Annotated in this window: 7 protein-coding genes and 1 tRNA gene; 3 read left to right on the top strand and 5 right to left on the bottom strand. The window is 61.0% G+C overall.

Features of this window, described 5'->3' with window-relative positions; all coding sequences use genetic code 11:
• Window positions 1-63 precede the first annotated feature (63 nt).
• Window positions 64-1,386 carry a DUF2157 domain-containing protein gene (locus IPK32_07850; GenBank protein MBK8091884.1) on the top strand — a complete coding sequence of 441 codons (1,323 nt, stop codon included), beginning with the start codon at window positions 64-66 and terminating at the stop codon, window positions 1,384-1,386.
• Window positions 1,383-1,931, top strand: coding sequence for a GDYXXLXY domain-containing protein (locus tag IPK32_07845; GenBank protein MBK8091883.1), 549 nt, complete (start codon window positions 1,383-1,385; stop codon window positions 1,929-1,931). The genes IPK32_07850 and IPK32_07845 overlap by 4 nt, the downstream gene beginning before the upstream one ends.
• 1 nt (window position 1,932) lies before the next feature.
• Here IPK32_07845 and IPK32_07840 read toward each other — a convergent pair whose 3' ends face one another.
• Window positions 1,933-3,201: a Gfo/Idh/MocA family oxidoreductase gene (locus IPK32_07840; protein MBK8091882.1), complete on the bottom strand. Its 1,269-nt coding sequence runs from the start codon at window positions 3,199-3,201 to the stop codon at window positions 1,933-1,935.
• Window positions 3,202-3,337: 136 nt separating this feature from the next.
• Between IPK32_07840 and IPK32_07835 the strand changes: the two genes are divergently transcribed.
• A tRNA-Thr gene (locus IPK32_07835) sits at window positions 3,338-3,412 on the top strand.
• A gap of 10 nt (window positions 3,413-3,422) precedes the next feature.
• Here the strand turns inward: IPK32_07835 and IPK32_07830 are convergent.
• From IPK32_07830 to IPK32_07815, 4 genes are all read right to left on the bottom strand, one after another.
• Window positions 3,423-4,511, bottom strand: a complete 1,089-nt coding sequence (locus IPK32_07830; protein MBK8091881.1) for a PilT/PilU family type 4a pilus ATPase — start codon at window positions 4,509-4,511, stop codon at window positions 3,423-3,425.
• 51 nt (window positions 4,512-4,562) lie between these two features.
• Window positions 4,563-5,615 (bottom strand): Flp pilus assembly complex ATPase component TadA, encoded by a 1,053-nt coding sequence (gene tadA / locus IPK32_07825; protein ID MBK8091880.1) that lies wholly within the window; start codon window positions 5,613-5,615, stop codon window positions 4,563-4,565.
• A 68-nt stretch (window positions 5,616-5,683) separates the two neighbouring features.
• Window positions 5,684-9,478, bottom strand: a complete 3,795-nt coding sequence (locus IPK32_07820) for a hypothetical protein (protein ID MBK8091879.1) — start codon at window positions 9,476-9,478, stop codon at window positions 5,684-5,686.
• A 119-nt stretch (window positions 9,479-9,597) separates the two neighbouring features.
• Window positions 9,598-13,392: a hypothetical protein gene (locus IPK32_07815; protein MBK8091878.1), complete on the bottom strand. Its 3,795-nt coding sequence runs from the start codon at window positions 13,390-13,392 to the stop codon at window positions 9,598-9,600.
• Window positions 13,393-13,395: the final 3 nt, after the last annotated feature.

The following is a 13,395-nucleotide window of genomic DNA, read 5'->3' as shown; positions in this document are numbered from 1 at the left end:
TCGTTATGGCTCCATTGAGAAAAACAATGACCGACTAACGCCGCTCTGTGACAGACTGCGGCGATGAAAGACAGTACCCACCACCGATGGCTCCATACACAACTCCCGCTCTGGGAACGCGAGGGGCTACTGAGCACCGAAAATGCCGCCGCACTGCGTCAGCGGCATCCCGTGAATCAAGAGGGCATCGGGCTAGCCCAGCTTTTCATGGGCTCTCTCGGTGCCTTGCTCATTGGCTCAGGCTTGATCGCCTTATTGGCCTATAACTGGGATGACTTCTCTCGACCAGCGAGGTTGATGTGTGCTTTTGGCCCCTTGTTGATCGCGCAGGTCATGAGTTTTTTTGCCCTGCGGGCAGGAGACGCCTGCCCCACCTGGGTGCGGGAAAGCGCCGCACTGCTCCAAATGCTCACCGCCGGGGCCTGTCTGGCTCTGGTGTCTCAGATTTACAACATGGGTGGTGACTGGCCGGATTTCCTTTTTGGGTGGCTGTTGTTGGGCCTTCCGTTGATTTGGAGCATGCGGAGCACGGCTGTTTCCATTCTCTATTTATTAGGGATCGCAGTGTGGGCCGTGAACCAGCCCCAACCAAGTTTGGTCTGCTATCCACGCCCCAAGCCCTATCCGCTACTGCTGCTGGGTTTGCTCCCGCTATGGCCCGGCTGGAAGCTGGAGAAGGACTTATCCATACCGATGCGTTGGATCTGGGCCTCCAGTGCCATTTTCGGATTCTTTGCAGCCGCCCATAGTGCTCAAAGTTGGAACGACGGAAGTTATTGGCGGCATTTCGAGGATACCGTCTGGCTTTGGGCACTGACGTCCGTGGTTTTTGTTTTGTTACCCATGTCTCGTGGTGCTGCTGAGGCCCCACTGCGGCAAAAGCCGCACCTGGTGCTCGGTGGCCTTTTTGTTTTCGGCTACGCCTTGATCATGACATTGCCAAATTCCGCCCAGGAGGTGATGCGCGGCTTCTCCGCAACGACGCGGACACCCTGGGGGTGGCTGCTGGTAGTGCTGACAGTGTTCTTTGGCATTCTTGCAGCCCGACAGCGGCGCTATGCCGTGCTGGCTGTGGGAGCGACATTGCTGACGCCACTCTTTGCTCTTTTGGCGGGGACGCATGCTGCTGCATGGCTGCCGTGGCTATCGACGCTCTATCTCGCTGTCCTGGGTGTCGGGCTGATCATCTTGGAATTCACCGGTAGACAGGGAGCTCCGCGTCTGGGAGCCACACTTCTCTGCATTCTCATTCTCGCACGCATGTTGGAGAGTGAGCTGTCTCTTTTGGTGAAAGGCACAGCCTTCATCCTCATCGGCGTGGCATTCCTTGTCTTTAACATCGCTGTCAGTCGCCTAAGCCGTCAGAAAACAGTCTCCCTGTCATGAAAGCCATCCCTCTCCTCCTTTTCCTCTTTGCGGTGCTCGTGCAGTGGGCCGCTCCGCTGTCCCAAATCTGGACGCATGAGCGAGTCCTCGCGGATGGCGCTCTCCTCCGCCTCAAATGCGCCGCGCCAGATCCCTACGATCCGCTGCGTGGTCGCTACCTCGCCGTCAGGCCGGTGGAGGACACTGTCGCCTCGTCTGCATCGGATTCCTACGACACACCGCTCTATGTGACGTGGACCACGGGTGAGGACGGACTTGCCCGCCTGGCAGCAGCTACGCGTGAAAAACCGACCCAAGGCGATTTTGTGAAGGTTCTTTCACGCTCTCACTCGGCAGGCATCACGCACATCCGCTGGCCCTTTGACCGCTTTTACATCAATGAAAAGCTCGCACCCGAGGCGGACAAGTGGTTCGCAGAAACGGTGCGTGATGCCAAAGGCGTCATCGCCGAGGTGCGTGTGCTCGATGGTCGTGCGGTGCTGCAGGATCTCACGTTCGACGGGAAGTCCTTTCGCGAGATCCTGAAGGGACGGCTGGTGAAGTGACTCAAATCTTCACTTCCCAGCCTTTGCGGTAGCTCTCGCGGCCCCAGAGCTTCTGCGCAGCTGGATTGTCGATGATTTTGCCCGTCTTCGGATCACAGCGAACGACGGTATTGGTGCGGTAGGCCATGTTCCCGAGGTGGCAGAGCATGGTGCTCTTTTGGCCCTCGTCGATGGGGCTATTGAGCTGCGCTTCACCACGGATGGCATCGAGGAAGTTGCCGATATGGGCTTCATCACCGCCCGTGTTGGCCGCTTTGCCCTGGCTGATCTCCACGCCTTTCGGATCATAGATCGTCCAGGTCGTGCGAGAGACGGCCATGCTGCCGTTATCGCCGTAAAACATCACTTCACCCAGGTTTTTCTCCGCCGCACGCGGATGCGAGCTGCTCTGCACCCACTCACAGCCAGCGTGACCGAAGTCATAGACCGCCGTGCCGGTATCTGGCGTCTCCTGTGCATCCTCAAAGAAGTAGCGCCCGCCATTGTAGGTCACACGCAGCGGATACTCGCCCTTCAGGCCCCAGCGCAGGATGTCGAGGCTATGGATGCCGTTGTTCCCCAGTTCACCGTTGCCCCAGTGCCAGAACCAGTGCCAATCGTAGTGCACCATGCTTTTGAAATCGCGGCTAGCATCGTCTGGCACGGGGCCCTGCCATAGGTCGTAGTCGAGCCCCTCTGCCGCAGGCTTTTCGTTCTTCGCTACGGTGCCGCGTTTGTTGTAATAGGTCGCACGGCCATAGCGCACTGGGCCGATGGCACCGCCATGCAGCGCGGCGATGGCGTCCTTCATCCAAGTGCGGCGCTGATTGCCCATCTGCACACGGCGGTCGTATTTCTGTGCTGCGGCGACGATCATCTCTGCCTCCTGCGCAGTCTGGCTGCCGGGTTTTTCCACATAGACATGCTTCCCAGCCTGCATGCAGAGCAGTGCGGCCGGTGTGTGCCAAAAATTCGGCGTCGCGATGAAGACGGCATCCAGCGTCTTATCATCCAAGAAGGTGCGGAAGTCCTTCACGCCCTGACAGGACACGCTCTGCTTATCATGGACGACCTTGAGCCCATTCTCCAAGCGCTTCGGGTCCACCTCTGCGAGGTAGGCGATCTCCACGTTCGGCAGCTTGAGCAGAGCGCCGACATGGCCCATGCCACGTCCCAGGGCCACCACGGCCACCTTGAGCTTTTTCGTAGCCTGATCGGCAGCGCGGAGTTTTGAAAGCGTGGAGGCTGCGGCCAGCGCAGTCGATTGATGGATGAAAGTGCGGCGGTTCATGAGTGTGCCCAGTCCAATCGCACGATGCGGAGGGCCTCTTGCGTGGGCGGGGCATTTCCGGCAGACCAAAACATCTCTCCACACCGCCCTTGCCAGCGGCGAAACATGCTCTAATACTCGCGGCCCCGAGAGATAGGCCAACATAGCTCAGCGGTAGAGCAGCGGTTTTGTAAACCGCCGGTCGTCGGTTCAATTCCGACTGTTGGCTCCACTCTCCGGTTTCACGCCTTCCCGCGTTCCTTCAAAAACGTGCGGTGGTGGACGTTCACGAAATCGGGGTCTCTCGCACGCACCATGGCGTCCTCTAGGGTGATGAAGCCGTAGTTCGTTAGGTGCGTGAGGCTATCATCGATGGTGTGCATGCCGTCTATCCCGCCGATCTGGATCAGATTCGGCAGTTGTGTCAGCCGTTTCGAGCGGATGCAGGAACAGATCGCGCTATTTCCCACCATGACCTCGGAGGCCATCACACGACCTGGCTCGTCGCGGCGCACGATGAGGGACTGGCAAATCACCCCACGCAGCGAGCTGGCGAGCTGTGAGGCTACGAAGTCCTGCTGCTCCTCTGGAAAGGCATCCAGGATGCGCAGGATCGTGCTCGGCGCATCATGCGTATGCAGCGTGCTGATGACGAGGTGGCCCGTCTCGGCGGCGGTGAGGGCGGTGCGCATCGTCTCTAGGTCACGCAGCTCGCTCACCACGATGACGTCGGCATCCTGGCGCAGGGCACTTTTGATCGCGGCAGCAAAGGTATGCGTATCTGCGCCCACCTGGCGCTGGCGGATCACGCTTTGCCCCGGTGTGAAGAGGTACTCGATCGGGTCTTCGATGCTGACCACATTCGCCTTTCGCGTATTGCAGATGTGCTGGGTGAGGGCGGAGAGAGTGGTCGTTTTGCCACAGTTGCTCGTGCCCGTGACTAGCACGAGGCCGTCACGCATCTTCGTGAAGTTCTCCACCGTCGGTCCGTGCCCTAGATCACGGATGGCGGGGATCACATTCGGGATGTAGCGGAAGGAGGCCTCGATGCGCCCCATCACATAGCAGGCATTGCCACGGAAGCGCCCCAGGTTTTCCACCTGGATGGCGAAGTCCAGCTCCCACTCACGCTCCAGCTTTGCGCGTTGGTTTTCTTTCAGCACCTCAAAGATCAGCTCACGCACATCCGTCATTTCCAGCACCTCATCCACCACAGCCTCCAGCACGCCATTGATACGCCCCATGGGCGGACTGCCTACGCTGATGTGTAAGTCAGAGCCGTTCCGGTCGATGACCATGAAGAGATACTCGATGAGGTCGTGGGTGCGCATGACGGGGTGGGGATAAAGGATGATCAGTGCGGTGAGCGGAGCTCCATGTCATCATGAGATGCCCCGCGCTGCACGGCGGAACTCCGCTTCATTTCCACAGGAGGCGATGGCGGTCGGTTCATCGATCATGCCAGCCTCATACGCGGCCACGATGGACTGGAGAAAGGTGCGGCAGTTCGGATCATTCGCACGGCTCATGTATTCATTGATGTCGCCGACTTGGCGGCGGGCGATCCAGTCACGCACGGCCCCGCCGTTTTGCAGATGCTCCACCAGCAGTTTTAGGTTCCCCTGCACATCCGGCACCAGCTTCTGACACAGCACACCCACGAGCTGGTGGGAGAGCAGATGCAGGCCGATGCCCACTTGATCTGCGGGGAAGAGATTCACAAAGCGCTCCATCGTATCCGCCACGGTGGCGCTGTGCATGGATGCCAGCACGAGGTGTCCTGTCTCACAGGCCTGCAGCGCGGTGAAGGCCGTGTCGTAGTCACGGATCTCACCCACAAAGATCACATCCGGTGCCTGGCGCATCGCTGCGCGGAGGCCACGTGGGAAACTGGGCGTGTCGCGGCCCACCTCACGCTGCGTGAACATGCTGCGGTTGTTCGTGAAAATGTATTCCACCGGGTCCTCGATGGTGACGATGTGGCGGGCCACGTTTTGATTCATCCAGTGCAGAGTGCCCGCCAGTGTGGTGGACTTCCCTTGGCCCGTGGAGCCCGTCACCAGCACCATGCCGTGCTCCTGCAGCGCCCAGCGAGTGAGCAGCCACTCTGGAGCACCCAGCATGCTCAGAGAGGGCATATCCGTGCGTACACGGCGCAGCACGCTGGCCAACTTACCCAGCACCTTATGCAGATTCACGCGGAAGCGCACACCCGTACGACTGGTGATGCCAGTATCCACATCCTGGTCCTTCATGGTGTCCCCACCACATGCTTGCCATAGACCGGCCAGTTGCGGCAGCAGCAGTGGCTCGTCGCCGAAAATCATGAGCTGCTCATTGATCTTCATGCGCGGCACCTCGCCTTCTTGGAGGAAAATATCGCTCGCGCTGTGGTCCTCAGCAGCTTGGAGAATGTCATCAATGGAAATAGCCATGCGCGGAGAATGCTAGCGGTTGCTCTACTCACTCACAAGCCCGCTTTGCTGCATTCGTTTCATAAAAATCAGCCCCGCCGACGTGTGAACCGCGCCAGCAGCCCCCACACCAGCAGTGCAGCCCCCAGCGCGATCCATCGCGCCGTGGAGTTCGCCTTAGGCGCGGGTTTCAGCGTCAGTTCTAGCACTGCATGGTCTTTGAGCTTGGTGAAATGATGTGCCTCACCTCCCGTCGGCAGCGTGAGGGCCAGCGAATGCTTCCCCGTGGCTTTGCCAAAGTAGCCCTGTTGCGGTGCAACAGGAGGCTCTGTTGGCTTGGGGGCTGGTACGGCTGCCGATAGATTCGCTTTGAGCTGCGCGGGCTGGTTTAGATCCACAAAGCCACCGGCATTATTGAATGCATTCCCGCGTGCCGTGGAGTTCAGCGTATTGGCACCGAGCATCACCTGTCCACTTTGCCGTTGTGCCTGCACCGCGTTATCCAAGGCCACGCTACCCGTTCCAGAGACCGCTCCGCTTAGAGTGATTGTGTTTCCTGCCGTGATCGTGATCCCACTTCCCCCAGCGATTTGCAACTGCCCCGCATTCACCGTCGTACCGCCGAAGTAGGTATTCGCCACGCACAGGTTGTCATTGAAGACTTGGCCGCCGTTTATGCTCATAACGCCACTAAAGGTATTCGTGCCTTGCTGCTCCAGCTTGCCTGCGCCGCTCTTGTTGAGGCCCCAGGCGGTGTTGCGGTCTTTCCCACTCACAGGTGCCTGGGCTTTCTCTTTGCTCTTAAAGTTGTCATCCAACACGCGGCCTTGTTGCTCGATCTCCAGGTCCATGGCGTCTTTTTCGCCATAGCCGCTATAGCGTTTCACACTCAGCAAACTCGACAGCCCATTGCTCACGATTTGCGACAGCGTGGCCTCTTTCTTCAATTGAATCTTCTTTTGGAGGTCCTTGGCAGAGTCATACGCATTCTTCGCCTCGGCCCCAGCGACATCGGCACGCGATAGCACGCGATTCGCCTCACCTAGCTCGCTGAGCATGCCTTCGAGCTTTTGCAGTTCCTGGATTTCTTGGGCGGTGCGGTCCATGTTGCCGTCCAAATCGGCGATTTGGTGGCTTTTCGGCACCCAGACGGTCCAGGTCGTTCTTTCGGCGGAAAGGCCGTCGAGCTCGGGATCGTCGAGTTTTAGCGAATCAGGCAGTTTAGAGCCATTTTGAGCCTCAAATCGATAAATGAGCTGTACATCGACCGCGCGTTGGCCGGGGCGTGTGTGGATCAGCGGGATCAGGCGCACGCGGCGGCCTGCACGCAGTTCTTCATCCGCACGCACCGGTTCACCGCCGACGCTGACGGCGATTAAGATGGCCTTGTCTGGCAAAACGACCGGTAGGAACTGCAAGCTGCGATTGATCAGCGAATACGTCACCACATCCCAGCGCTGGCCGTCGCTGCGCAGGTGCGTCGCCACATCCGCCAGGGTGACGAGAGCGGCATTCCCCTCGGTCGAGGCGAGCTGCGTGTAGGCCAGCGTCAGCGTGCCGTCGCCCGTGGCGCGGAGGAATTGCGGCCGGGCCATCCCGGTCGGCAAATACGGCACCTGCTCGCGTGTCGCCGCCTCCAGCGCGGTCTGCGTGGTGATCTTGGCCTCGCGGGCACTGGCATTATCCAGCACGAACCACCGCGTCACACGCCCTGCGCTCGGCACCGTGCAAAAAGGCACGCTCAACTCCGCACTCAGCGGCAGATCGAGATCAAACGTGAGCGTCGTCGCGTCCAGCACATCGCTTTGGAAAGAGCAGTCGTAAATGCGCAGGCCGCCCTCCACGCGTGAGCGCATCTCCCGCAGCAGCGGGCCGCTCACCACCGCCTCCGGCAAGGCAGCGGGCAAAGTCAGGCTCACACTTCGCAAAGCACCCTGCTCCACCGTCAGACCGAGCTGCTGCGACACGCGAATGCCAGCATCACTCGCCAAAACCAGCGCCACCGTCTCCGCCGCAAAGCGTGCGGGCTGCCGCGCCAACGTCGCCAGCGTGCTCCAGGTGGCCGCATCGACCTTCAGCGCCCGTTTTTTCTCCATCGGCGGAGCGATGCCGAAGACGCTGTCCAACGCCGCCGGGTCCAGCTCCTGCAACGCCGTGCCGAGCTGCGGCAAGCGCACCTCCACCGCCGCATGTGCCACGATCAGCACCTTCGACGTGTGTTTTTCAAAACCACGCAACTCCAGCGGCTCCACCCGCCACTCCGTCACCGCCTGTGGCACCACACGCGTGATGTGCACCACGAACCGCGCCTCCGCGCCCGTTTGCGGCAGGAAGTGCACGTGCAAATCACGCCCCTCATGCTGCCACGCCGCCACCGCCGGTCCCTGCACCGCCTGCACATCATAACCCTCCGGCAGGCCCACACTCAGGTGCTGCCACACCCCGCGCTTCCGCGTCACCGTCAGCGCCGCGAGGATTTCCGCCTTTTGCTCGCTGAGTTGGAAAACGTATCCCGCATCCACCGCCCCTTGCTGCGCCGCTGCTTTCGACTCAAAACGCAACGCCGCCGTGCCCGTGAAGGCAAAGCTGCTGCTCGTCGCCGTGCTGTCCACCCGCTGCTGCGTGGCCTCCGGCAATGGTTTTAAATCGAAGCCGCCATCATGCGAAAGTGTGATGCGTTGGGAGATGCGCCGCGCGGCGGGGCGTGGGGCATCGAAGAATTGATTTCCCGCAGATTCAGGGAGGCCCGAAGATTTTTTTAATCCATCAGCAGAGGCTTGTTTGGAATCTGTGGGAGAAGCCTGAATGCTGTGACCGCTGCGCCTCACCTCCGCTCCACCGGTGATCTCATGCTGCAAATGCAGCGTGAAGTGCCGTCGTCCTGGCTCCAGGTGCGTTTCGATCTGTGCCATCGGCGCATGTTGGCCGCTGCTGAGCACGCGGATGTCGTCGAGGCGCATCGTTTCGTCATTCAGGCTGAAAGCCAGCGTCCGCCGCGTCGCACCGGGGAACTCAAACATCATGAGGGCATCCCAAGTCGGCGCGGCCAACTCCGCGAGGTGCAGCTTCGCCTCCACACTCGCGGCGGGCACCTCCGCGCTCGCCTGCTCCAGCCCGCGCACCGTGCGCTGGATGTGCAGCTCGCGGTGCACGCCGAGCGGATGCGTGAACACACGCCCGCCCGCGTCATCCACTGCCGTCAGCGCCGGTTTGTCGTTGATGCGCGGCCAGCCTTCCGACCGTCCACCGTGCAGCGCCAGCACACCGCCTGCGGAGGGCGGCAGCTTCATCTTCAGCTCCGTCCAAGCCTTCGGCATCGGCAGTGTCACCGTCAGCGCCACGGCATGCACGCCCGGTTTTTCCAAGGTGAGCACGCCATCCGTCAGCGCCGCCGCTTTGGCATTCACCGAAACCTCGCCCACCAACGCCGCCTTGCCCTCGTCCAAGCGTGCAAAAGGCAGCGCCAGCTTCGACCACTCGCCCCGCGTCACTGCCGTGATGCGTGCGGTCAAAACGAGCCCGTTTTCTTCGATGCGAGCATCATAGAGCGACTCATGGATCACCGCATGCTGCGTCGCATCGTCTTTCGCGAGGGGCTTCGGCTTTCGATTCTCCTTCGCCAACGACCACAGCCGCTGAAACTCCTCGTAACCGAGGTAGTAACGTGATGGAGCCTGCGTCAGAGGCTTCTTCGCGTCGTAAGGGACGATGACGGTGTGGGCTGCGGGGTCAGCAGGTCGCTCCTGCGCGGAAAGCGGAGAGCAAAGGGCAAAGAGACTGAGAAGCGAAGCGCGGAGAAAATTCGTCCTCGTCCTCCTACTCGAACTCGTCCTCGATCCTTCCGCGCCACAATCACCCCAGCACTCCGCGTGGCCCTGAGCCATCGACTTGGAAATTCGTTCCCCGCTTTCGATGAAGACATCGCAGATTCGAGGACGAGTAGGAGTACGAGGACGAGGACGAGGACGAAAAAGGAGGCCCAGGATAGATGAGAGCTTTGGGTTCATACCGCCACCCCCTCTCCACTCACGCTAACCTCACGCCAGGCCCCACGCTCCATGCCCCAGGCCATCACACCCGCGAGCACACGCACGACAAACATCGTCACCCAACCAAACGCAGCCGCATTCGCCAGGGCCAGCGCATCGCCCTCCAGCAGCAGGGGGAAAGCCAACGCGGCGAGGATGATGACCAGCAGCGTCGCGATCCACGGTCGTCGCCGCCACGCGATGAGCGCAAAGGCCACCATCCCTCCCAGCATCGCCAAAACCGCCACCAGCATCTGCCGATCCCACGACACATAACGCAGATGCAGCACCGGCGGAGCCTGATGCCCCGCAAAGCGCAGCAAGCGGCCCTCGGACGGCATTTCGACCGCGAGCGGGATGAGGCCGGATTTGGTGGTGAAGCTTGTGAGTTTGTCTGTCGGCTCAAATAAGCGTATTTGTCCTGGTTCGGCGTTTACTAGCGCACTTTGCGGAATCTGCGGCGCGGCAAAAGGATCGGCGGCTGCCTTCATAAAGGACTTATCAACTTCAGGGGCATTAACCATGTATTCACGCTTCCCTAGCTCCGCACTTTCGATTCCTCGACGAGCGGCGGCGCTTTGAGAATCCAAACGCAGCACGCTTTGGAATTGCGAGATGGCTTGATCGTAATTGCCCGTTTGTAAGCTTGCGTGGGCCTTGAGTAGCCCTTCATCGATGGATGGGACTACCGCTGCTAATTCAGGCCGAGTCTCTGACATGGGAGGCCTGCCCATCGTTATACTGTCGTATGCAATTGGCCCGATTTGAAAGTGAGTCGAAGTTCCATCGGAACTGTTCTTTAAATCAAGCACTCCGAGGCTCTGCAAAGCCGCCACGACCACATTCGGCACTTCTTTCGCATCCAGTGCCTCCAGCGTGGTCTCGGGCTCGGTGATGGAAAAGGTCTTTGGCGTGTGGAGGAGCCAGTTTGTGGCTAAAACAGGCACGTTGGGAGCGAGTTGCACGGGTAGGAGGTCCAGGGTGCCGCTGGGTTGCCAGGGGGTGGTTTGCAGGCGGTATTGGAGCGTGATGGTCGTCGGTGTGTTGGCGCTGCCTGCGGGCAATGGGATGGCGATGGCGTCTCCGCTACTGCGCACGGGCTTCACGGCCTCGCCGTTTGCCAGCGTGCTGAGCAAAACGGCTCCTGGGGGCAGGGTGAGCGACACAAACTGCTCACCGGTGTGCAGCAGCTCCGCGTGAGCCTCATGCAACGCGGTGCCGTGGGCGTCGAGCACGCTGGTCAGGCGCAGTTGCGTGATGACGAGCGGCGCGAGCTCGCTGTGCGCATGACGCTGCGCGGTGAGCGTCAGCGCATGCTCCGCCACGCCAAAGCTGAACGCACTCGTCACGCGGTGCCGTGGCGCATAATCCGCCACCGCAGGCGCTTTCAGCACATCCAGCGGCTGCATGCCCTGCGCTTGCGTGCTGAGTTGCGTGTCGGTGTTCGCCTCGATGATCCAAGTGCCGGTGAAGCGACGGGAGGATGGAATTTCGAGGCGGGGGAGCGTAGCGGTCGTCGTCAGCGAGTCGGCTCCGGCTTCTGCTGCCAAACTCATGCGCCAGCGGATGTTTTGCCGCCCTTTGCTCTCTTGGCGCAGAGTCAGCGTCCAAAGGCCCGTCGCTTCATCGAGCTGTTGTTCGCCGATGAGTGGGGAGGTCACGCGGAGCAGTTTCGCGGTCGCTGGCGGCAGTTTGACCTGAAAACGGCGCAACGGAGCACCGCTGATGTCGAGCGTGAATTGGCCCTCGATCTCGATGCTGCGGGCACGCGGCAGTGCATAGGCCGTGACCTCGGCGGAGAAGACCGCCTCCGCCCGCTCGACCTCGACGGTGAGCGCATGCTCCCGCAGGCCGAACCACGCCATGCGGCCCTTCACCGGCGTGAGGCGTGCATCGCGGTCTTCGAGGCCGTTGGCGCTTTTCAGCGAAACACGCCACGAGTCATCAAAATCCAGCGCCGTGTAACCCGCGACCTTCACCGCCTCTGGGATGCTCAGGTGGCCCAAGGTGAGCGTTTCAGGTGTTTTCGGCCCGCTCCAGGCTTTGAGGAGTTTTTGGCGGCTGGTGATGATGATCTTTTCACCGGTCGAGGTGAATGGCTTGGCAAAAAGCAGCGTGATGGCGCTGCCGACGCGACGCCACGTGAAGTCGGCGAAAATGGGCGCGGAAATGCTGTTCGGAGAGAACGAAATATTGCTAACTGCAATCTGTGACACGTTGGAAATGGAGCCCTGGTCTTGCCGCAGCACAGCGATGAATTCCTCACCTTCCGGCAGCACCAGCTTCACGCTGCTCACGGGTCGGTCGCTGCGCAAATTCAGCGTGCGTTCGATGCGTAGGCTGTCGCGGTCGAGTTTCGCGGCGACATCGACATCCGCCTCTAGGCGGGCAGTGGCGGGGCGCAGGGTGATTTGGGGCGCAGCGGCGGCATCGAGGCGCAGTTTTTTCTCGTGCAGACCATCGAGCGCGAGCAGATCGACGCCCTCGGTGGTGTGCAGATCGGCAGCGAGCGTGAGCGGCAGTTTCAAAGAGGGCAAAACGAGCGTGCTGGCCGCCGTGAGCACCAGTGGTCGGCTCAAAGCGATGTCGATGGGTGCAGCGGCGGTGCTTTGCGAAAGCGTGACGTGCAGCGTCTCGCCGTTTTGCCGCCACGCGAGCACATCGGGGCCGCTGACGGCGGTGACCTGCGTGTCTGCGCCACCGAGAATGGGCCAGGCGGTTTCGTGTTGGCCTTTTTGACCACGACGGACATGCGCGGCGAAGTGCAGGCGCGTTTCCAACCGAGAATCACTCACCCCAAAGTGCATGCTACCGCCGGTGTCGATGAGGCGCAGTGGCTCGATGTCGCTTTCGTGCTGCGGATCGGTCCAGCGGATGCGCACGGCGTCTGGCAGCGTGGCACCGGCGGTTTTTTTGTCGGCAGGGATGCTGGTGAGCGGATCGCCATTGTCACTGCGGCGGATGAAGCGGTGATCGAAGGCCGCAGTTACCGTATAGCCGATTTTTTTTTGCACTGCGGAGCCGGGTAGCAGCTCCGCGCCTTCCGGCAGCGTCAGCGTGATCTGCCCACCGCAGCCGATGTGCTGCAAGTCGAGGCTGCGCTCGCCGCTGCGCAGTCGGTAATACAGCGGCAGCGTGCCCCGGAAGTGCAGCGTGCGCCGTCCCGGCCCACGCACGGCGAGGCTGAGGCTGCGCATCGTTTCCGCAGGCAATTTGTCGGCCTTGAACTCATCCTGCGTGATCCACGCGAGCATGGGGCCTTCACGCGGTGGCTCGGTCTGGCTGATGTCGAAAAAGTATGGCCACGCGAGGCTACCACTGGCCCAACCGTCCGCCGGGACATTCACTGTGAGCACGCCACGCAGCATGATGGAGGTCGCACCCGGCTCCACGGTGCCTTTGAGGTCGAGATGCTCGATCACGAGGCTTTTCGGTGCTTCGAGCGCGGGATCGACTTTCGGCTCCGTTTTGCCTGCATCGCGGATCAGGGCGTTGTACTGCTCTGGAGTGAGAAGAACGGCCTTGGGGTTCTTTTTGAGGAAGGCGTCGAGCTTGGAACTGGGGAGCCAGAGCTCGGTGCGAGTGGGTGGTGTGGGCTCGGCTGCAATGACGAATGCAGAATGTAGAATGACGAATGCAGCGAGAAGAAGGCGCGAGAGCGTCCTGGAGTGCTCCACCCCTGTGGGGCTTTGCGAGGGCCTGGACACGCCCGAAAAGCGCCAGAGGACTGGCGCACTCCAGGACGCTGGCGCGATGGATGAGAGTGCCATGGC

It is taken from the genome of Verrucomicrobiaceae bacterium (genome assembly GCA_016713035.1).
In the GTDB taxonomy this organism is placed as follows: Bacteria; Verrucomicrobiota; Verrucomicrobiia; order Verrucomicrobiales; family Verrucomicrobiaceae; genus Prosthecobacter.
The sequence above is the reverse complement of the archived record's forward strand: the minus strand, read 5'-3'. Positions and strand labels throughout refer to the sequence as shown.